This is a genomic window from Frondihabitans sp. PhB188, from assembly GCF_003752365.1.
Classification (GTDB): Bacteria; Actinomycetota; Actinomycetes; order Actinomycetales; family Microbacteriaceae; genus Frondihabitans.
Genome location: NZ_RJUO01000001.1, coordinates 172539 through 191490, shown reverse-complemented (window position 1 = coordinate 191490; position 18952 = coordinate 172539). Strand labels below are relative to the sequence as shown.

Here is an 18952-nt window from a genome sequence, read left to right as displayed (position 1 = left end):
AAGAGGGCTCAGTGGAGAGGGCTCAGCGGGGTGCGGGCCCGGTCGTCGACCGGACCGTCAGCGTCGTGGGGAGCACGACCGACTGGCGCTGGGGGTCCGTGCCGTCGGCCGAGCCGAGCTTCGCCATCAGCATGGAGACGGCCACGCGGCCGGCGCGCTCGATGGGGGCGTGGAGTGTCGTGAGCGGAGGGTTGCAGAAGTCGGCGCCGAAGATGTCGTCGCAGCCGACGATGCTGAGGTCGTCGGGCACCGACACGCCGCGCTCGCGGAGCCGCTGCAGCATGCCGATCGCGATGAGGTCGTTGAAGACGATGCAGGCGGTGGCACCCGAGTTCAGCGAGACATCGGCCGCGACCACGCCGGCGGCGGTCGTCGGCGTGAAGGGGCCGACGCGGCGAGGCGAGATCCCGAAGCGATCGGCGGCGCGCTCGAGCGACTTCCAGCGGCGCTCGTTCGACCACGACGTCACCGGACCCGACACGTAGACGATGTCACGGTGGCCGAGCGAGTAGAGGTGCTCGAGGGCCTGCTCGACGCCGCCCGGGGTGTCGATCAGGACGTTGGCCACACCCTCCGGCCTGCGGTTGATGGCGACGAGCGGAATCCGGCGCGCGAACTCGGCGAGGTCGGCATCGGGCAGCCGGGAGGCGGTCAGGATGGCGCCCTCGGCGCTGGACCGCAGAGACATCAGGGTGGCGGCCTCGAGCTCGCCCGACTCCTCCGTGTCGACGAGCAGCTGCGTGTAGCCCGCCGCCTTCAGCTGCTGCTGCGTGCCGCGGATGATGTCGAAGTAGAACGGGTTGGTGATGTCGGCCACGAGCACCGCGACGGCCCGCGAACGGACCTGGCGGCCCGAACGACCGGACCTCGACGGCACATAGCCGATCTCGGCCGCCGCGCGCTCGACCCGGGCGCGAGTGGCGTCGCCCACCCGCTCGGGCGTCGACAGGGCGCGCGACACGGTCGACGGCGCGACGCCGATCATCTCGGCGACGTCGGTGATCGTCGCGGCCTTCCGGCGGGAGGGATCGGTCATGCGATCCATCATGTGGCAACGATAGGCAATCGTGGCAAATTAGTGGCAAATAATTGTCTCTAATTTGCCATCCTCCTAGGGTCGGGGCAGTCGACGACGGACGCGGTCACCACGCATCGCCGCTTGACGCCACTCACCGTTTCAAGGAGGAAACCGATGAAAGCTCGCACGATCGCCGCGACCGTCGCCGCCATGGCAGCGCTCGCCCTCGCCCTGCAGGGCTGCTCCAGTTCCGGGTCGTCCGGCGACGGATCCGTGAGCGGCGCCGGCAAGACGCTTAACATCCTGACGGGCGTCGACACCCTCTACCCCGCCGAGCAGAAGCAATGGCAGCAGAATCAGGCCGCCCGGTTCAAGAAGGACACCGGCGCCACCCTCAAGTACGACACCTACGCCTCGGCCAACGAGGAGCTCACGAAGATCCAGACCTCGGTCGTGTCGGGCCAGGGCCCCGACGTCTACAGCATCGGCACGACCTTCACGCCGACCGCGTACTCGACCGGCGCGTTCGTGAAGCTGAGCGACGACGACTGGAAGAAGGTCGGCGGGCGCGACAGGTTCGTGCAGGCGAGCCTCGGTATCTCGGGCCCCTCGAAGGGCGACGAGATCGGCGTGCCGTTCGCCAGCCGCCCGTTCGTGATGGCCTACAACACGAAGCTGCTGAAGGCCGCTGGCATCGAGAAGCCGGCGACGACGTGGGATGAGTTCGCCGAGCAGGCCAAGGCCCTGACGAAGGGCGACACCTACGGCATCGCGGCGGGCTACGCCGACGGCTTCGACGTCTGGAAGTTCGTGTGGGCGATGGCCAACCAGGCGGGCAACCCGATCGTCGACGGCAAGACCGCCACCATCGACAGCCCGGCCATGCGCGACGCCTACAAGGCCTACTTCGGCTGGGTGACCTCCGACAGGGTCGTCGACCCGGCGTCCGTCGGCTGGAACAACGCGCAGGCGCTCGCCGCCTTCGCCTCGGGCAAGGCCGCGTACTTCCCGATGACGACAGCGACCAGCAAGAACACGCTCGACAAGTCGGCAGTCAAGGGCGACTACGCGTACGCGCTCATGCCCACCGTCCCGCCGGGCGCCACGGAGCGTCCCGCCGATGGCAGGGACGCCGCGTCGATCCTCTCGGGCGACAACCTCGTCGTCGCGAACTACTCGTCGAATCAGGACCTCGCCTTCGCCTACATCAAGCAGGTCACGGAGCAGAAGGAGCAGGAGGACTTCTACACGACCTTCGGCCAGCTCCCCACGAACCAGGCCGCCGCGACCGCCCTCGAGACGGACGACAGCACGCTGGCTCCCCTGATCGCCGCCGCCGGCAAGTCCGTCGCCACCCCGTTCTCCGGAGCCTGGGGCGACGTGCAGCTGGCGATCACCAACATCACCGTGCAGAGCATCCCGGCACTGAAGAGCGGCTCGATCTCGGACGATGCGATCGAGAAGCAGCTCCAGACGGCCCAGAAGGCCGCGGAGTCATCGCTGAAGAGGACGAAGTGAGATGGTCATGACGACTCCCACCGTCGGCGAGCGCGCCGCAGCGCCGACCGGCGACCTGCGGCCGCAGCCGAAGCCGCCCCGGCGACGAGGTCTCACGACCCGGGGGCGTCCGCTGTGGATGCTGCTCCCGGGCGGCGTGCTCATGGGCCTGGTCATCGTGGTCCCGCTGCTGCTGGGCGTGTTCATCGCGCTCCTCGACCTCGACCAGTACACGCTGCGCGCGTGGCTCACGGCCCCGTTCATCGGGGTGCAGAACTTCGTCGAGGCCCTGACCGACTCGCCGCTGCTGTCGTCGATCGGCATCAGCGCCAGCTTCGCGCTGATCGTCACGGCGGTCACGCTCCCGATCGGCGTCACCGCGGCGATCGCGACGCAGAACGCGTTCCGGGGTCGGGCCGTGATCCGCTCGATCTTCCTGATCCCGTACGTGCTGCCCGCGTTCGTCGTGGCGACGGTGTGGCGCACGATCCTGCAGCCCTCGGGTATCGCGAACAACGTGCTGAGCGGCTTCGGAATCGACGGCGGCCTGTGGCTGAACGGGCCGAAGAGCTACTGGGCCCTGGTGTTCGTGGCGATCTGGTCGTCGTGGCCGTTCATCTACCTGCTCGCGCTGTCGGGCCTGCAGAGCGTCGACACCGAGGTGCACGAGGCGGCCGCGATCGACGGCGCCCTCTGGTGGGCGAAGCTGCGCTACGTGATCTTCCCGTACCTGAAGGGGCCGATCTCGCTGGCGATCATCATCTCGATCCTGCACGCGATCAACAACTTCACGCTGCCGTTCGTGCTGTTCGGGGTTCCGACGCCGTCGAACGTGCAGGTGATGCCGGTGCTGACCTACATCGCGAGCTTCCAGAGCTTCCGGTTCGGGCTGTCGGCCGCGATGGCGATCGTGTCGCTCGTGATCGTCGCCATCCCCCTGTTCGTCTACCTGCGGGCCGTGCGTCTCGACTCGGGCGACGAGAAGGTCCTGACCGAGACGGAGGCCGCCGAGTGAGCGCCGTCACCCCCCTGAAGAGCACGGGCGCAGGAACTCGCCGCTCCCGGTCGCAGCAGGCGCAGATCATGCGCCTCCTCCCCCGCCCCCTCCTCGTCGTGATCCTCGCGGTGCTCCTCGCGTTCGTGCTGATCCCCGTCGTGTACATCCTCCTGGCGTCGGTGAACTCCGACATCGCGGTGGCGCGCGGCGACTTCTGGCCGACCGCGTTCACGATGGAGAACTACTCGAAGATCTGGACGACCGTCGCCCTGGGCCGGGGCCTCGCCAACAGCGTGATCGTCGCCGGCGGCGTCGCCCTCGTCTGCGCGTTCCTCGCCGTCGCGACAGCGTACGTGCTGGTGCGGTTCCAGTTCCGCGGCCGCCTGACCTTCCTCCGCGGTCTCCTGGCGCTGCAGTCGATCCCGGGGACGCTTCTGCTCCTGCCGGTGTTCGTGCTGTTCTCCAGCTTCGCCACGGTCACGGGGGTCCAGGTGATCGGCACCCGGTGGGGCCTGTTCATCACGTACCTGACCTTCGCCCTGCCGTTCTCCACCTGGGTCATGGTGACCTATCTGCGCGGGCTCCCCCGCGAGCTCGAGGAGGCCGCCCGCATCGACGGGGCGTCGTCGTGGCGGATCCTCACCCGCATCGTGGTGCCGCTGTCGTGGCCCGGGATCGTGGTGTCGGGCATCTTCGCGTTCCTGCTCGGCTGGAACGACGTGCTGTTCGCCTCGATCATGACCAACCCGGACAGCCGCACGGCCGCGGTCGCGCTCCAGGTGTTCGGGGCCACGCAGGAGGGCGGGGCCATCCCCGTCTACGGCCAGATGATGGCGGCCGCGCTCGTGTGCGCCCTGCCCGTCGTCGTGCTCTATCTCATCTTCCAGCGCTACCTCGTCGGTGGCCTGACCGCAGGAGGCGTCAAATGACCACAGCAACCTCGACACTCACCTGGACCCTCTCGGGGTTCGGCGACGAGATCGACGCCGACCCGGGCGTTCAGGCGGCCGTGCTCGGCTCGCTCGGCGCCCGTCACATCGAGGTGCGCGGCGCCTGGGGCACCAACGTCGTCGACTTCACCGCCGAGCAGCTCGCCGAGCTGGCGTCGGTGCTCGAGCACCGCGGCATGAGCGTCTCGGCCATCGCCTCCCCCGTCGGCAAGGTGCCGGTGTCGCTGCCCGTCGAGCACGAGGTCGAGAGGCTGGGCCGGGCCATCCGCGCCGCCCACGCCCTCGGCGCCCGCTACGTGCGGATCTTCTCGTTCTACCCGGCCGAGGGCCAGGACCCCGACGAGATCCGCGACGAGGTGATGGCGCGGATGCGCGCTCTCGCCGAGGTCGCCGAGCGGGAGGGCGTGATCCTGCTGCATGAGAACGAGAAGGAGATCTTCGGCGACATCCCCCGCCGCGTTCTCGACATCGTGACGACGGTCGACTCCCCCGCGCTGCGGCTCGCCTGGGACAACGCGAACTTCGTGCAGTGCGGCGTCAAGCCGTTCACGGAGGCGTGGCCGCTGCTCCACGAGTGGGTGGACTACCTCCAGGTGAAGGACGCCGTCATGGCAACCGGTCAGGTCGTTCCTGCGGGAGAGGGCGACGGGGAGCTTCTCGAGACCGTCATCGCCCTGCGCGACCGCGGGTACGACGGCTTCGCCTCGCTCGAGCCCCACCTCGCCGACACCAACGCCCTCGGCGGCTTCTCGGGCCCCGCCGAGTTCGGGCGCGCCGCCCGCGCCTTCGCCCTCCTCACCGACCGAATCGGAGTCACCACAGCATGAGCACGATCAAAGCAGCCATCGTCGGCTGCGGCGTCATCGGACGCCACCACGCAGCCGTCCTGACCGCGCACGACGGCTTCGTCGTCACGGCCGCCGTCGACTCCGTGCTGCCCGCCGCGACGGCGCTCGCCGACGAGCTCTCCGCCGCCGGCGCACCCTCCCCCTTCGTCGCCGAGAGCCTGGGCGAGGCGCTCGCCGGCGCGGACGTCGACCTCGTCGTCGTCTGCTCGCCCAGCGGCCTGCACGTGTCGCTCGCCGAGACCGCGATCGCGGCCGGCCGCCACGTCGTCATCGAGAAGCCCCTCGACGTCAGCATCGCCCGCGCCCGCCGCATCTCGGAGCTCGCCGCCGAGGCGGCCGAGCGCGGTCTGGTGGTCTCGGTCATCAGCCAGCACCGCTTCGACCCGGCCAACGCCCTGCTCGCCGGCGCCGCCCACGACGGCCGCTTCGGACGCATCACCTCGGGCCTCGCCTCGGTCGCCTGGTGGCGGAGCCAGAAGTACTACGACTCCGGCGACTGGCGCGGCACCTGGGCGCTCGACGGCGGGGGCTCGGTGATGAACCAGGGCGTGCACACCGTCGACCTGCTCGTCTGGATGCTCGGACGGCCGGTCGAGGTCAGCGCCCAGACCGCCGTGCTCGCCCACGATCGCATCGAGGTCGAGGACCTTGCCGTAGCGACGATCCGCTTCGAGTCGGGCGCCCTCGCGGTCGTCCACGCGACCACCGCCGCCTACCCGGGCGACCTCACGCGCATCCAGGTGCACGGCGACCGCGGCACCGGCGTCGTCTCGGACGACCGGCTGGAGTACTTCCACGTCCGGGCCGACGACGTCGAGGACACCCTGCAGGGCTCGGCGAGCAAGGAGAACCAGGCGGCGGGGATGCTGCCCGACGACCAGATGGCGGGGGGCCCGGCCGAGAAGGACCACTTCGTGCGCGGCCACTCGCGCCAGTACGACGACATCCTCGGCGCGATCACGGAGGGCCGTCAGCCGGCCGTCCGCGTCGACGACGCCCTGCTCTCGCTCGCCACCGTCAAGGCCGTCTACGTCGCGGCCACGCTCGGCCGGCCGGTGCTCGTCGACGAGGTGCTCACCGGCATCCTCGACGACCAGGACGTCACCGTGGGGGTGCGCTCGTGAGGTTCTCCGTCTTCACCGCGTCCACGCCCGACTGGGAGCCCGCCGAGGCGGCGCGCACCCTCGCGTCTCAGGGGTGGGAGGGCGTCGAGTGGCGCGTCGTCGACCAGCCCGCCTCCGACTTCCCCGGGTTCTGGGCGGGCAACCGCTCGACCTGGCCGCTGACCGGGCTCGAGGAGTCCCTCCCGGCGATCGCCGCCGTGACGAACGACGCCGGCCTCGCGATGTCGGGCATCGGCGGGTACGCCCGCGCCGACCAGCACGAAGACGTCGAGCGGATGCTCGCCGCGACGGCGGCGCTCGGCGCGGGCCAGGTGCGCGTCACCATGCCGCGCACGGACACCGGCGCCGCCTACCCCGCCGTGCAGCGGCGCACACGCGAAGACCTTGAGTGGGTCGCGTCGCGCGCCGCCGAGCACGGGGTCAAAGCGCTCGTCGAGCTCCACCACGAGACCATCACGCCCTCGGCCAGTGCCGCGATGCGCTTGATCGACGGACTCGACCCGGCCCACGTCGGCGTCATCCACGACCTCGGCAACCTCGTGATCGAGGGGCGGGAGAACCACGTCGCGGCATTCCAGCTGCTGGGCGAGTACCTTGCCCACGTGCACGTGAAGAACGCCCGCTGGGTGACCGACGGCTCCCGCCGCGACGACGGATCGCTGATCTGGACCCACGAGTGGGCCCCGCTCCGCGACGGCCAGGCCCACGTCGGCGGGTATCTCCGCGACCTGGCCGACCACGGGTACGACGGCTGGGTCACCGTCGAGGACTTCTCGACCGATCTGCCGCTGGCCGAGCGCACGGCCGACGACCTGGCCTTCCTGCGCTCGCTCGTGAGCGCGCATGTCTGAGCGGCTCACGGCGGCGGCGCTCTCCCCGGACGCAGCCGCGATGCGGGCGAACCGGCGGCGCGGCATCGTGCACCTCGGTCTCGGCGCCTTCCACCGGTCGCACGAGGCCTGGTTCACGCAGCGCGTTCCGGCCGACCGAGAGAAGTGGGGCATCGTGGCCTTCACCGGCCGGAAACCCGATGCGGCGCAGGAACTCGCCGCACAAGGCGCGGTCTACACTCTGCTCGAACGCTCGGCCGGTGACGACACGGCCACCCTCGTCGACGTGATCCTCGAGGCGCACGACGGAGCGGACGCCGCCGCCTGGCGGGCTGCCGTGGCGTCGCCGGCCACGGCCGTCATCAGCCTCACCGTCACCGAGGCCGCCTACTGCCGCGCGGCCGACGGCTCCGTCGACGTCGACCTGCCGGAGGTCGCCGCCGACCTGGCGGCCCTGGCCGCCGGCGAGCCCTGCCGCACCGTCCCGGGCCGGCTCGTCGACGGACTCCGCGCCCGGCGCGACGCCGGCTCGGGGCCCGTCGCGATCGTCCCGTGCGACAACCTGACGGCGAACGGCGAGGTCGTGGCGCGGGTCGTGACGTCGCTCGCGGAGCTCGCCGGGGATACCGGGCTTGCCGCATGGATCGGCGCCAATGTCTCGTTCGTCTCGTCGATGGTCGACCGCATCACGCCGGCGGCGACGGACGCCGACCGCGCCGACGCCGAGGCGCTCACCGGCTGGCGCGACGAGTGCGTCGTCGTGGCGGAGCCGTTCGCCGAGTGGATCGTCGCGGGCGACTTCCCCGCCGGACGCCCCGCGTGGGAGACCGCCGGAGTCCGCTTCGTCGACGACGTCACGCCGTTCGAGCAGCGCAAGCTCTGGCTGCTCAACGGGGGCCACTCGCTGCTCGCCTACCTCGGCCTGCTGCGCGGCCACGAGACGATCGCCGAGGCCATGGGCGACGCCGCGTGCGTCGAGGCCCTCGAGACGCTGTGGAGCGAGGCCGCCGCCGAGCTCTCCCTGCCCGCCTCCGAGGTCGACGAGGCCCGCGCAGCGCTCCGGACCCGCTTCGAGAACCCCCGCATCCGCCACCTCCTCCGCCAGATCGCCGGCGACGGCTCGCACAAGATCCCGGTCCGCGTGATCGACCCGCTGCGGCGCCGCCTGCAGCGCGGAGCCGGAGTCGGACCCGGGCAGGCGACCGCCCTCGCGGCCTGGCTGCTGCACCTGCGCGAGCAGCCGTCGCTCGTCTCCGACCCCGGGGCTCCGGAGGCCTCGACGTCCGCCGTCCTCGCCGCCGTCGCTCCCGACCTCGCCACCCTGCCCGACCTCACCGAGGCGGTCGATGCCGCCGTCGACCGCCTCTCCGCCGACCTAGGAGTCCCCGCATGATCATCGCCAAGGCCGAAGTCATCGTCACCAGCCCCGACCGCAACTTCGTCACCCTCAGGCTCACGACCGACGACGGCCTGACCGGCCTCGGCGACGCCACGCTGAACGGACGCGAGCTCGCCGTCGTCGCCTACCTCGAGGAGCACGTGCTGCCGTTGCTGATCGGCAAGGACGCCCATCGGATCGAGGACATGTGGCAGTTCCTGTACCGGAGCGCCTACTGGCGCCGCGGCCCGGTGACGATGGCCTCGATCGCCGCGGTCGACGTCGCCCTCTGGGACATCAAGGCGAAGGCCGCCGGGATGCCCCTCTACCAGCTGCTCGGCGGCGCCTCGCGCACCGGGCTCCTCACGTACGGCCATGCCTCGGGCAAGGATCTCGAGGAGCTCTTCGACAGCGTGCGCTCGCACCAGGAGCAGGGCTACAAGGCCATCCGCATCCAGACCGGCGTGCCCGGCCTGAAGTCGATCTACGGCATCGCCTCCAACGCGACCTTCGAGGCCAACAAGGGCGTCCGCTACGACCACGAGCCCGCGCAGCGCGGGGCCCTGCCGAACGAGGAGGACTGGGACACCCGCTCCTACCTCCGCCACGTGCCGACGGTCTTCGAGGCCGTCCGCAACGAGTTCGGCCCCGACATCCCGCTGCTGCACGACGGACACCACCGCATGACGCCGATCCAGGCCGCGTCGCTCGGCAAGAGCCTCGAGCCGTACGACCTGTTCTGGCTCGAGGACGTCACGCCGGCCGAGAACCCGGAGGCGCTGCGCCTGGTGCGCCAGCACACCACGACGCCGCTCGCGATCGGCGAGATCTTCAACACGGTGTGGGACTACCAGCAGATCATCCGCGAGCAGCTCATCGACTACGTCCGGAGCGCCGTGACGCACACCGGGGGCATCACGCACCTGAAGAAGATCCTCGAGTACGCGTCGCAGTACCAGATCAAGTCGGGCATGCACGGCCCGACCGACATCTCGCCGGTCGGCATGGCCGCTGCGATGCACCTCGGGCTGTCGATCCACAACTTCGGCATCCAGGAGTACATGAAGCACGGCGAGAAGACCGACGCCGTCTTCGAGCAGTCGTTCACCTTCGAGGACGGGATGCTGCACCCCGGCGACAAGCCCGGCATCGGAGTCGAGCTCAACGTCGACGAGGCGGGCAGGTACCCGTACGAGAAGGCGTACCTGCCGTACAACCGGCTCGCCGACGGCACCGTGCACGACTGGTGACGCGCGCCGACCACGCACGCGATCTGCGGCGTCGTCGGTCGCCTAGGAGCCGAGGCCGGCCACGAGGTTGATGAGCGTCGCCAGGATCACGGAGCCGAAGAGGTACGACAGCAGGCAGTGCCCGAGGACCACGTGGCGGATGGCGCTCTGCGTGATGCTCGTGTCGCTGATCTGGAAGGTCATGCCGAGGTCGAAGGCGACGTAGGCGAAGTCGAGGTACGCCGGCGGCTCGTCCTGGTTGAAGTCGATGCCGCCCACCGTCTCGCCCGAGTAGTAGAGGACGGCGTACCGGAGCATGTAGAGGGTGTGGATCAGGAACCACGACAGCGCCACGCTCGCGAGGGCGAGCCCGGCCAGCAGGTCGGCGTGCAGCCCGGTCGCGTCGTGGGCCTCGACGACCGTCACCACGACTGTGACCAGGCTCGCGACGCTGGCGAGCACGAGCAGCAGATGGCTCGTCGGGCGCGACGGATCTTCGCGGTGGGCGTGCGTGCGGACCTCGCCGGCGGGCAGCGGCACCACGACGGCCCACACCCAGACGAGGAAGGTCAGGCACGCGACTGCCCAGCCGATCACGACGGACTGGAGGCCCGCCCCCAGCGCGGCGGCGACCCCGCCGCTCGCGAGGCCGACCGCCGCCATCACCGCGAACCGGAGGCGGCTGCGACCCCGGATGCCCGCCTCGGTGCTGGTGGCGTCGGGGCTGCTGTCCATGGGCTGATCGTCGCGCGCGCCCGGGCCCGGCGCGCGGCGACACGCCGTGTCGCGTCGTCCGCGCGCGGGGGCGCGCGGTGCGCGTGTCGTCCGCGTGCGTGCTCGCGCTGCTCGGGCCGCGCGAGGTGGCCCTCCGCGTCGCCGGCGCGTCCGCCGCTGCGCGAGCCCCACCCGCCAGCCCCCGCGAGATGGCCCTTCGCGTCGCCGGCACCCCACCCGCCCGACGGCCAGGGCCACCTCGCGGGCTCGCCGGCCCGCCGGCTCACCGGCCCGGCACGGCCAAGCGGCCCGACGCCGCCGCATCCGCCGGCGCGACCCCACCCGCCACACCCCGCGAGATGGCCCTCCGCGTCGCCGGCACCCCACCCGCCCGACGGCCAGGGCCACCTCACGGGCTCACGCCGGGGGGGGGGGGGGGGGGGGGGGGGGGGCCGGGGCCGGGGCCGGGGTTACGGCATCACGGCGCGGGCCGACGGCGCGAGGCCTCGCCGCGAGCCAGCGCGCGACGCAGCCGTCCGACGAACGCCGCCCAGTGGGGGCCGCGGAGATCGTCGTCCGAGAGATAGAGCACGGTCCACCCGGCGTCGGCGAGTGCCTCGCGGCGGCGCTTGTCGTCGCGGTACGTCGTCCGGTTCGTGCGGTGGTGGTCGCCGTCGTACTCGACGCACACCCGTTCCCGGCCGAAGATGATGTCGGGCCGCGCCACGAAGCGGTCGTCGGCGTCGTGGATCGCGCAGTTGAGCAGCGGCAGACGGAACCTCTCCCGCATCAGCTGGAGCCTGAGGCGCGTCTCGCGCGGCGACTCCGACCCGACGCGCACCTGGTCGAGCGCCGCGCACAGAGCTCGCACTCCGCGCTGCCCGCGCCGGCGGTCGGCAGCGGCGCGGAGATCGTCGAGGTCGCAGCCCGCCGGCCCGACGAGGTGGTCGCCTGCGGCGACGAGCTCGTCGACTGAGAGGAGCGTCGCGCATTCCGCCCACGCGTCGACGCGGTCGGACACGCGGATGCCGCGCAGCACGGCCACCCGCGCCCGCTCGGCCGTGATCCGATGGCCGACGAAGCCGTCCCGTCGAGTGACCGACCCCGTCCCGATCGTCGTCGTGTGGACGCCGTCGACCGCCGGGACGGGCATGCCCCAGAGAGCGGCGGCCGTCGTGTGGCTGAAGTGCTGGTTCGGGCCCAGCACCCCGGCCAGGAGCACGGGCGGAGGCAGCCCCGCGAGCGACACGTGCGCTCGGAGGCCGCGCGCAGGGCGCAGCAGATCGCGGCGGCGGAGGCGCTCGGGCGAGACGAGAGGGAGGGCGTCGCGGACAACGAACGGATGAGTGCTCAGAGACGGAGGAAGGGGTCGGGGGCGCATACCCACAGACTGGCCGAGCCGGGAGTTCCTGCGCTGGTGCTCTCCACAGGGTGCCGCGCGCTCTCCACAGGCCCCCGCGCCGCGAGATGGCCCCCGCCGTCGCCCCGGCCCGCGCGCGGTGACAGCGAGGGCCATCTCGCGAACGCGACCGGCACGGCGGCGTGTGACCGCAGTCCAGCACGGTCAGCGGCGAGCCCAGGAGGTCGGCGAAACGCGTCGCCTGCTCGACCGTCCGCACGGGGTCGAGCCGCCCGTGCACGACCTCGACCGGCATGGCCCGCAGCGCCGCGAGACGGGGAGCGAAGTCGAGGGCGGCCCGCCGCTCGACGCCGAGGGCGTGGGCGAGCGTCGAGGCGCGCACCTCGGGCGGTGGCGGCGACGCGAACGAGCGGTCGAGGATCCCCTCGGCCAGGGCGGGCGACCACGCCGTGCGGATGGTGCGCAGGATCGCCCCCACGTCGCCGTGCTCGTGCATGTTCGGGCCGGTGTCGACGAGGACGAGCCCGGCGACGACGTCGGGGTGGGCGAGTGCGAGTTCCTGCGCCAGGACACGCCCTGTGAAGTGGCCGATCACGACGGCCGGTTCGCCGCGCGCTCTCGCGAGATGGCCCTGCTCGTCTGGCCGCCCGCGCCGAAACGACCGGCACGGCCATCTCGCGCGACACGACCCGGGCGGCGACGCCGCAGCACCAACCCGCGATCCAGGCGACGCGTGTAGAAGGGACGACGGACCAAAGGAGAACACATGAGCACGACCTCACGCACGAACCCCTACGACGACATCGCCCAGGTGCCGGCTTTCGACCTCACCTCGACCGACGTCGGCGACGGGTCCGAGCTGCCCACCCCGCAGGTCTCCGGCATCTTCGGCGCCGGCGGAGACGACGTCAGTCCGCAGCTCAGCTGGTCGGGATTTCCCGAGGGCACCAAGAGCTTCGCCGTCACGGTGTACGACCCCGACGCCCCCACCGCCTCGGGCTTCTGGCACTGGGCCGTCGTCGACGTGCCCGTAACAACGACGTCATTGCCCTCCGGCGCGGGCGATGCCGAGGGGTCGGGCCTGCCATCCGGCGCATTCCAGCTCAAGAACGACGGGGGTCTCGCCCACTACCTCGGCGCGGCTCCCCCGGAGGGCCACGGCAGGCACCGGTACTTCATCGCCGTGCACGCTCTCGACGTCGACACGCTGGGCATCGACGCGAGTGCCACGCCCGGCTTCCTCGGCTTCAACCTGTTCAGCCACACCCTCGCGCGGGGCGTCATCACGCCCTGGTTCCAGGCGAAGTAGCGCTCGCAGCCACCCAGCCCCTCCGCTTCGGCACACCCCCTGCATCCCGCAGGCGGGATCGTGCCGAAGCGGAGGGGCTCTGCCGTGGGCGCAGCAAGTGCCCGTCGGGCGGGGCCTACTTGGTCAGCTGCACTTCGGTGAACGCGCCGTCGGCGAGCCGCGTCGGCGCACCGCCCGCGGCGTCGTACCGCACGAGGCCCGTCGTCTGGCCGACGTAGAGGGCTCCGGCGGTGTCGGTCGTGACCGACGTCGTCGCCGCGGGGAAGCGCTCGTCGTCGGTGGCCAGCGCGAGCGAGTCGACGGGGATCGACGTCGTGGTGCCCGCGAGGTCGGTCGACTGGACGGCCGCGACGGCCAGGTCGGGCGTGCAGGTACCGGAGCCGAGGCCGTACGACGTGCACCATCCTGCCGCCTGCAGAAGCGAGAAGTCGCCCGAGAGGCCGACGCCGCCCACGACGTAGCCGCCGCCGAGCGAGACCGGCGCGGTGCCGCCCTTGGCGACGCGCGCACACGAGACGGAGACGCTGCCGCCGGTCGAGATGCTGGCGTAGTAGAGGTTTCCCTTGGCGTCGAACGTGCCCGACACCGGCGTGGAGTAGGCGGAGTCGGCGATCGCGCGCGTCGCTGTCCGGCCCGAGGTCGTATAGGCGACGACCTGGTGCGCGCCGGCGACGTTCTCGAGCACGCGGACCGTGCCGTTCGGGGCGACGCCGAAGCCGACGGGCGCGACTGGAAGCGTGGCGACCGCGATCGCCTTCGTGGTGCCGGCGAGCACCTTGAAGACCCTGGTGCCGCTCGAGATGTAGACGGTTCCGGCGGCGTCGAGGGCGACGGCCGACGAGGCGGCCGCCGTCGCCGACGTGAGGACGCTCGTCGTCGCGCCGGTTCCGCTCACGCGGACGAGGCCGGCGGGCGTCACGGCGTAGGAGGTCGCCGTGGCATCGACGGCGTAGGCGGTGACGTCGGCCGCGACGGTGGTGGCGGTGTCGCCGACGGCCGGGAGGCGCACGAGGTCGCCGTCGGCGTCAAGGGCGAAGACGGTCGCGGGGGTGGCGGCGGCGAGCTTGGCTCGGGCGGCGGCGGCCGCGGCATCGCGCAGGTGGCGCTCGACCTCGGAGCGGCGGCGGGGGGTGAGCTCACCCGACGGCGCACGGATCGCGACGGAGCTGACGATCATGCCGGCTCCGTTGCGGACTCCGACTGCGGCGCAGGTCTGGCCGGTGACGAACTCCTCGTTCTCCCAGGCGACGCCCGAGTTGCCGACTTCGACCAGCTCGGCGAGCAGATCGGCGCGGGCGGTCTTGGTCGTCGGAGTGAGGCGGCCGAGTCCGTGGACGTCGAGGTACTGGTCGCGCTGCTCGCTCGACATCCCGGCCAGCAGGAATTTGCCGAAGGCCGTCGCGTGGGCGGCCTCGTGGAATCCGAAATTCAACGGGGTGAGCCGCGGGTGCGCCGGCGAGTCGACGACGTAGGCGACGACGACGTCGGCTCCGCGGTAGACGCGAAGTACGCCGCCGTCTGCGTCAGCGAGTGCAGGCGCGACACCTCCGCTCGCACCGACGTCGGGATGCCGACCTGGCGGTGCAGCGAGACGCCCAGCCGGTCGAGCTTGTAGCCCAGCTCGAAGCGGTGCTCTCCTGTGAGGTGCACGAGGTAGTCGCTCTGGACGAGCGCCTGGAGCAGCCGGTACACGGTCGGTCTCGGGTAGCCGAGGGCGTCGGAGACCTCGCGCGCCGTGGCTCCGCCGCGCTCGGCGACGGCCTCCAGGATGGCCAGCGTCTTCTCGACGGTGGCGACGCCGGACTCGCGGGCCGTGGCGGAGGGGCCCCGCCCCGCGGTGGGCGCCACGATCGGCGACGTCGGAGCGGGTGGCGCTTCGGAGGGTCGGGCAAGTGTCGAAGCTTCATCGATTCGCATGCCCCCAGTGTGCGCGCCCGCCGGCCGATACGGCCTCCCATGTCTCTCATTCTGTGAGAACCGTCGACTTTTTTAGTATTTACATGTCACAGCGGAATATGGCATAGTGGCGGATCTCGGCACGACGAAGCGCCTGAGAAAGAGGATCGAATGAACTGGTCAAAACGCGTCGCCATGACGTCGTCTCTCGTGGTCGGACTTGCTGCCATCGGGGTCGCTCCGGCCCTGGCCGCGCCGACCCCTTCAGCGCCCATCGAAGTAGCGGTTCCGCAACCGGCGCACAACGTCCAAGCGACTTTTACCGCCGCGGAGTGGGCCCAGGCCTATCGCGAATTCAACTCGACGGAGCTCGACCGTGAATACTCGCGTTCCGCTGGCGTCGAGACTGCCACGTTTCATGTGACGCCCGATCTCAGCCTGACGTTGGTCAATCCAGAGTCCATTGGCGAGGTTGGCGAAGAGATCACGCGTGACTCCCGGCTCGGTGTCGGCAAGACAAAGTACGGCTATTGGTTCTCGTTCAATCAGTTCGATCAAAACGTCCTCTCGAACACGTTGATCACTGCGGGAATCGTGGCTGCCATCTGCGCCATCCCTGGAGTCGGCGCGGTAGCTTGTGCCCTTGCGGGAATCGTGGTCGGTGTGGCCGTCTCATACATTCACAAGAAGGGTGTCTGCTCGCAGAAGCGCAACCTCTATTGGTACGACGTCAAGGGCGGCAGCACGATCCAGTGCCGGACATCGGCGCCGAAATGAGCCGAGCAAACCGCAGCGTTCAGGATCGCCTGATCGCCACCGCGATCCTCTTCTGGGTGGCCGTCCTTCCGTTGTGGTGGCTGTCCTTCGCGGCTGCAGCCGGGGTGAGCCACCTCCTGGGAATCGTCCTGGCCATTCCGCCATCTGCCTGCATGGCGCTGGGCTTCTCCCGGTTCACACGCGCCCGCGCTCTGAGCCGCAAGCCCGGTGCCTGACGGCGAGACTCCGGTGCGAGCCCTTTCGACGTCGCTTCTCGCGGCCGACGCTGGAGTCTCGGCCGCGTCCGGCTACGAGAACTGGATCCCGCCGTCGACCAGGATCGTCTGCCCCGTGATGTAGTCCGAGTCGGGGCCGGCGAGGAACGACACGAGCTGCGCCACGTCGTTCGGCACCGAGACGCGGCCGAGCAGGATGCTCTTGGCGTTCTCGGCCAGCGCCTCGCCCTTCTGCAGGCCGTCGCGGGCGGCGAGCTTCTCGTCGATGAGGTCCCACATCGCCGTGCCGACGATGCCGGGGCCGTAGGCGTTGACGGTGATGCCGTACTCCGCCCACTCCATGGCGGCGGCCTGCGTCAGGCCGCGGACGGCCCACTTCGTCGCCGAGTACGGCCCGAGGTACGCGAACGGCCGGAACGCGACGATCGACGCGGCGCCGATGATCTTGCCCGGGGTGCCCTGCGCGATGAACTGCTTCGCGGCGGCGCGGTAGCTCAGGAAGACACCGGTGATGTTGACGTCGAGGATCTTCTGGAAGTCGGCGAGGTCGTAGTCGAGCAGCGCCTCGACCTGCGCGATGCCCGCGTTCGCGACGAAGGCGTCGAGCCCGTCTCCGGCTTCGGCGGCGGCGGCGACCAGCGAGGTGACGGAGGCCTCGTCCGTGACGTCGGCGACGACGGCCGTGGCCGTGCCGCCCGCGTCGTTGATGGCCTTGGCGGTCTGGTGCAGGTCGCTCTCCATCACGCCGAGGTCGGCGACGACGACGTGGTGCCCGTCTTTCGCAAGACGGAGGGCGATGCCCTCTCCGATCCCGCGGGCTGCTCCGGTGACGACGACGGTCTTCTGGCGTCGGTGCTCATGATGGTCCTCCTCGACCCTCCGCGCCCTTCGCGGAGTCCACTGATCACACCAAACGGTTCGGCCGTGCACCCGCCGTCGTCTCACCCTGTGAGAGCGACAGATCTTACGAATCGCGCAGGAACTCCGACCCACGCCCGTGGTCACCTCGCCCCGGCCGTACGCTCGACACGATGGTTACCCTCGTCTTCCTGGGGCTCGTCGGTGGTCTGATCACCGGCATCTCGCCCTGCATCCTGCCGGTGCTCCCGGTCATCTTCCTGTCTGGCGGCGCGCAGGGCGCGAGAGAGAACATGCGCGACGTCGGCAGCCGTCCGTTCCTGGTCGTAGCGGGTCTCGCTCTGAGCTTCAGCGTCTTCACGCTGCTGGGCTCCGTCGTGCTGAGCGCCCTGCCGCTGCCGCAGGACATCATCCGGTGGGTCGGCCTCGCCGCCCTCGTGCTGCTCGGCGTCGGCATGATCGTGCCGCGCTTCCAGCACCTGCTCGAGAAGCCGTTCTCGTGGGTGCCGCAGCGGCAGGTCGGCACCAACCGCGGCGGGTTCCTGCTCGGCCTCATCCTCGGCGCGGTCTACGTGCCGTGCGCGGGCCCCGTGCTCGCCGCCATCACGGTGGCGGGGGCGACCGGCAGGATCGGCGGCGACACCGTCGTGCTCACCGTCGCATTCGCGATCGGCACCGCCACGCCCCTCCTGATCTTCGCGCTCGCCGGCCGTGGCGTCGCCGAGCGGGTCAAGGCGTTCCGCACGCGGCAGCGCGCCATCCGCGTCGGCGCCGGCGTGGTCGTGCTGGGCCTCGCCGTCGCGCTCGCGTTCAACGCCACCGACGGGATCCAACGGGCCATCCCCGACTAAACGGCCTCGCTCGACCAGTCGCTGCAGAGCGGCGGCTCCGGGGTCTCGTCGGCCCTGCAGGACGCCAGCGGGTCGGGGTCGGGGTCGGGGTCGTCCGGGAGTACCGGCGTCTCGGGCGGCTCCGGTGTCTCCGCTGGCGACGGCAGCCTCGCGACCTGCCAGGGGGAGGCTCAATACACCGTCGCCAAGACGCTGCGCGACTGCGGCGCCGCACCGGCGCTCACCGGCCTGACCGGCTGGTTCAACACGGCCGATGACAAGCCCGTCACCCTGGCGTCTCTCCGAGGCAAGGTCGTGCTCGTCGACTTCTGGGCGTACTCGTGCATCAACTGCCAGCGCGCGATCGCGCACGTGGAGCAGTGGTCGAAGACCTACTCGGCCGACGACTTCGTCGTGCTCGGCGTGCACACCCCCGAGTACGCGTTCGAGCACGTCGGCTCGAACGTCAAAGCCGGAGCGAAGCGCCTCGGAATCACGTACCCCGTCGCCCAGGACAACGGGTACAAGACGTGGTCGGCTTACGCGAACACGTCGTGGCCGTCCGACTACCTGATCGACGCGTCGGGCGACATCCGCCACGTGTCGGTCGGCGAGGGCGACTATGCCGGCGTCGAGGGCATGATCCGGCAGCTCCTCGCCGCGGCCGATCCGACGGCGACCCTGCCGCCGGCGACCGATGTGGCCGACACGACGCCGACCGACTCGTCGCAGTCGCCCGAGACCTACCTCGGCACGAAGCGGGCGACCTACTATGCGGGCAGCCGCGACCTGGCGAACGGCACGGCGACTTTCACGACGCCGTCGACCGTGCCCGCCGACGAGTTCGCGCTCGGGGGGCGGTGGAAGGCCGGCTCCGAGAAGCTGACGAGCGTGTCCGGATCGACGATCACGCTCAGCTACACGGCGTCGAAGGTCTACCTCGACGTCGGTGGGACGGGCACGCTGACCGTCGGAGGCAAGTCGATCGCCGTTTCGGGGGCGCCGAACATCTACACGGTGGCGTCGTCGTCGGCCGCGGAGACGGGCATGATCACGGTCCACCTCACGCCGGGTCTCGACGCCTACTCGTTCACCTTCGGGTAGGTGGCGTGCGGCGCCAGC

20 protein-coding genes are annotated in these 18952 nt (G+C 71.0%); 14 read left to right on the top strand and 6 right to left on the bottom strand.

Features of this window, described 5'->3' with window-relative positions:
• Positions 1–22 precede the first annotated feature (22 nt).
• The gene (locus tag EDF46_RS00885; protein ID WP_370454058.1) at positions 23–1045 is read right to left on the bottom strand and encodes a LacI family DNA-binding transcriptional regulator; all 1023 of its coding nucleotides are present in this window, start codon (positions 1043–1045) and stop codon (positions 23–25) included.
• Positions 1046–1192: 147 nt separating this feature from the next.
• Here EDF46_RS00885 and EDF46_RS00880 point away from each other — a divergent pair, with 147 nt between their 5' ends.
• The 8 genes from EDF46_RS00880 to manD all read left to right on the top strand — a co-directional run bounded on the left by EDF46_RS00880 (position 1193) and on the right by manD (position 9892).
• Complete coding sequence (locus EDF46_RS00880) at positions 1193–2536, top strand: ABC transporter substrate-binding protein (RefSeq protein ID WP_123504401.1); 1344 nt, start codon at positions 1193–1195, stop codon at positions 2534–2536.
• A 7-nt stretch (positions 2537–2543) separates the two neighbouring features.
• Positions 2544–3530, top strand: coding sequence for a carbohydrate ABC transporter permease (locus tag EDF46_RS00875; protein WP_233579739.1), 987 nt, complete (start codon positions 2544–2546; stop codon positions 3528–3530).
• Positions 3531–3598: 68 nt separating this feature from the next.
• Positions 3599–4441, top strand: coding sequence for a carbohydrate ABC transporter permease (locus EDF46_RS00870; protein WP_123505135.1), 843 nt, complete (start codon positions 3599–3601; stop codon positions 4439–4441).
• Positions 4438–5289, top strand: a complete 852-nt coding sequence (locus EDF46_RS00865) for a sugar phosphate isomerase/epimerase (protein WP_123504399.1) — start codon at positions 4438–4440, stop codon at positions 5287–5289. Before EDF46_RS00870 ends, EDF46_RS00865 begins: the two co-directional genes overlap by 4 nt.
• Positions 5286–6434, top strand: coding sequence for a Gfo/Idh/MocA family protein (locus EDF46_RS00860; protein WP_123504398.1), 1149 nt, complete (start codon positions 5286–5288; stop codon positions 6432–6434). The genes EDF46_RS00865 and EDF46_RS00860 overlap by 4 nt, the downstream gene beginning before the upstream one ends.
• Positions 6431–7285, top strand: a complete 855-nt coding sequence (locus tag EDF46_RS00855; protein ID WP_123504397.1) for a sugar phosphate isomerase/epimerase — start codon at positions 6431–6433, stop codon at positions 7283–7285. The genes EDF46_RS00860 and EDF46_RS00855 overlap by 4 nt, the downstream gene beginning before the upstream one ends.
• On the top strand, positions 7278–8657 hold the full coding sequence (locus EDF46_RS00850) for a mannitol dehydrogenase family protein (protein WP_123504396.1): 1380 nt from the start codon (positions 7278–7280) through the stop codon (positions 8655–8657). The genes EDF46_RS00855 and EDF46_RS00850 overlap by 8 nt, the downstream gene beginning before the upstream one ends.
• Entirely contained in the window at positions 8654–9892 is a 1239-nt protein-coding gene (gene manD / locus EDF46_RS00845) for a D-mannonate dehydratase ManD (RefSeq protein WP_123504395.1), read from the top strand. Before EDF46_RS00850 ends, manD begins: the two co-directional genes overlap by 4 nt.
• Before the next feature lie 42 nt (positions 9893–9934).
• On the opposite strand, the gene EDF46_RS00840 is transcribed toward manD, so the two are convergent.
• Both EDF46_RS00840 and EDF46_RS00835 read right to left on the bottom strand, forming a co-directional pair.
• A complete protein-coding gene (locus EDF46_RS00840) occupies positions 9935–10606 on the bottom strand; it encodes a DUF1345 domain-containing protein (protein WP_123504394.1) in 672 nt (223 codons plus the stop codon).
• Between the two features lie 457 nt (positions 10607–11063).
• Entirely contained in the window at positions 11064–11966 is a 903-nt protein-coding gene (locus EDF46_RS00835; RefSeq protein ID WP_123504393.1) for a DUF559 domain-containing protein, read from the bottom strand.
• A 163-nt stretch (positions 11967–12129) separates the two neighbouring features.
• Here EDF46_RS00835 and EDF46_RS17920 point away from each other — a divergent pair, with 163 nt between their 5' ends.
• A complete protein-coding gene (locus EDF46_RS17920) occupies positions 12130–12684 on the top strand; it encodes a hypothetical protein (protein ID WP_148061113.1) in 555 nt (184 codons plus the stop codon).
• A gap of 27 nt (positions 12685–12711) precedes the next feature.
• Positions 12712–13254, top strand: a complete 543-nt coding sequence (locus EDF46_RS00830) for a YbhB/YbcL family Raf kinase inhibitor-like protein (RefSeq protein WP_123504392.1) — start codon at positions 12712–12714, stop codon at positions 13252–13254.
• Positions 13255–13369: 115 nt separating this feature from the next.
• Here EDF46_RS00830 and EDF46_RS18870 read toward each other — a convergent pair whose 3' ends face one another.
• Positions 13370–14686, bottom strand: a complete 1317-nt coding sequence (locus EDF46_RS18870; protein WP_123504391.1) for an IclR family transcriptional regulator C-terminal domain-containing protein — start codon at positions 14684–14686, stop codon at positions 13370–13372.
• Positions 14683–15171 (bottom strand): helix-turn-helix domain-containing protein, encoded by a 489-nt coding sequence (locus tag EDF46_RS00820; RefSeq protein ID WP_123504390.1) that lies wholly within the window; start codon positions 15169–15171, stop codon positions 14683–14685. The genes EDF46_RS18870 and EDF46_RS00820 overlap by 4 nt, the downstream gene beginning before the upstream one ends.
• Positions 15172–15321: 150 nt before the next feature.
• On the opposite strand from EDF46_RS00820, the gene EDF46_RS00815 reads away from it, so the two are divergent.
• Together EDF46_RS00815 and EDF46_RS00810 are read left to right on the top strand one after the other, a co-directional pair.
• Positions 15322–15927 (top strand): hypothetical protein, encoded by a 606-nt coding sequence (locus tag EDF46_RS00815; RefSeq protein ID WP_148061112.1) that lies wholly within the window; start codon positions 15322–15324, stop codon positions 15925–15927.
• Positions 15924–16142, top strand: a complete 219-nt coding sequence (locus tag EDF46_RS00810) for a hypothetical protein (protein WP_148061111.1) — start codon at positions 15924–15926, stop codon at positions 16140–16142. Before EDF46_RS00815 ends, EDF46_RS00810 begins: the two co-directional genes overlap by 4 nt.
• 72 nt (positions 16143–16214) lie before the next feature.
• Here the strand turns inward: EDF46_RS00810 and EDF46_RS00805 are convergent, their stop codons facing one another.
• Positions 16215–17072, bottom strand: a complete 858-nt coding sequence (locus EDF46_RS00805; protein ID WP_123504387.1) for an SDR family oxidoreductase — start codon at positions 17070–17072, stop codon at positions 16215–16217.
• A 101-nt stretch (positions 17073–17173) separates the two neighbouring features.
• Here EDF46_RS00805 and EDF46_RS18620 point away from each other — a divergent pair, with 101 nt between their 5' ends.
• Both EDF46_RS18620 and EDF46_RS18615 read left to right on the top strand, forming a co-directional pair.
• Positions 17174–17851 (top strand): cytochrome c biogenesis CcdA family protein, encoded by a 678-nt coding sequence (locus tag EDF46_RS18620; protein WP_233579735.1) that lies wholly within the window; start codon positions 17174–17176, stop codon positions 17849–17851.
• A 21-nt stretch (positions 17852–17872) separates the two neighbouring features.
• Positions 17873–18934: a redoxin domain-containing protein gene (locus EDF46_RS18615; RefSeq protein ID WP_370454057.1), complete on the top strand. Its 1062-nt coding sequence runs from the start codon at positions 17873–17875 to the stop codon at positions 18932–18934.
• Positions 18935–18952 lie beyond the last annotated feature (18 nt).

What these genes read in the sequence shown, in the direction of transcription:
- EDF46_RS00885 (WP_370454058.1), bottom strand. Translation starts at nt 1,045, where the DNA reads ATGGATCGCATGACCGATCCCTCCCGCCGGAAGGCCGCGACGATCACC.
- EDF46_RS00880 (WP_123504401.1), top strand. Translation starts at nt 1,193, where the DNA reads ATGAAAGCTCGCACGATCGCCGCGACCGTCGCCGCCATGGCAGCGCTC.
- EDF46_RS00875 (WP_233579739.1), top strand. Translation starts at nt 2,544, where the DNA reads ATGACGACTCCCACCGTCGGCGAGCGCGCCGCAGCGCCGACCGGCGAC.
- EDF46_RS00870 (WP_123505135.1), top strand. Translation starts at nt 3,599, where the DNA reads ATGCGCCTCCTCCCCCGCCCCCTCCTCGTCGTGATCCTCGCGGTGCTC.
- EDF46_RS00865 (WP_123504399.1), top strand. Translation starts at nt 4,438, where the DNA reads ATGACCACAGCAACCTCGACACTCACCTGGACCCTCTCGGGGTTCGGC.
- EDF46_RS00860 (WP_123504398.1), top strand. Translation starts at nt 5,286, where the DNA reads ATGAGCACGATCAAAGCAGCCATCGTCGGCTGCGGCGTCATCGGACGC.
- EDF46_RS00850 (WP_123504396.1), top strand. Translation starts at nt 7,278, where the DNA reads ATGTCTGAGCGGCTCACGGCGGCGGCGCTCTCCCCGGACGCAGCCGCG.
- manD (WP_123504395.1), top strand. Translation starts at nt 8,654, where the DNA reads ATGATCATCGCCAAGGCCGAAGTCATCGTCACCAGCCCCGACCGCAAC.
- EDF46_RS00840 (WP_123504394.1), bottom strand. Translation starts at nt 10,606, where the DNA reads ATGGACAGCAGCCCCGACGCCACCAGCACCGAGGCGGGCATCCGGGGT.
- EDF46_RS00835 (WP_123504393.1), bottom strand. Translation starts at nt 11,966, where the DNA reads ATGCGCCCCCGACCCCTTCCTCCGTCTCTGAGCACTCATCCGTTCGTT.
- EDF46_RS00830 (WP_123504392.1), top strand. Translation starts at nt 12,712, where the DNA reads ATGAGCACGACCTCACGCACGAACCCCTACGACGACATCGCCCAGGTG.
- EDF46_RS00820 (WP_123504390.1), bottom strand. Translation starts at nt 15,171, where the DNA reads ATGCGAATCGATGAAGCTTCGACACTTGCCCGACCCTCCGAAGCGCCA.
- EDF46_RS00815 (WP_148061112.1), top strand. Translation starts at nt 15,322, where the DNA reads ATGAACTGGTCAAAACGCGTCGCCATGACGTCGTCTCTCGTGGTCGGA.
- EDF46_RS00810 (WP_148061111.1), top strand. Translation starts at nt 15,924, where the DNA reads ATGAGCCGAGCAAACCGCAGCGTTCAGGATCGCCTGATCGCCACCGCG.
- EDF46_RS18620 (WP_233579735.1), top strand. Translation starts at nt 17,174, where the DNA reads ATGGTTACCCTCGTCTTCCTGGGGCTCGTCGGTGGTCTGATCACCGGC.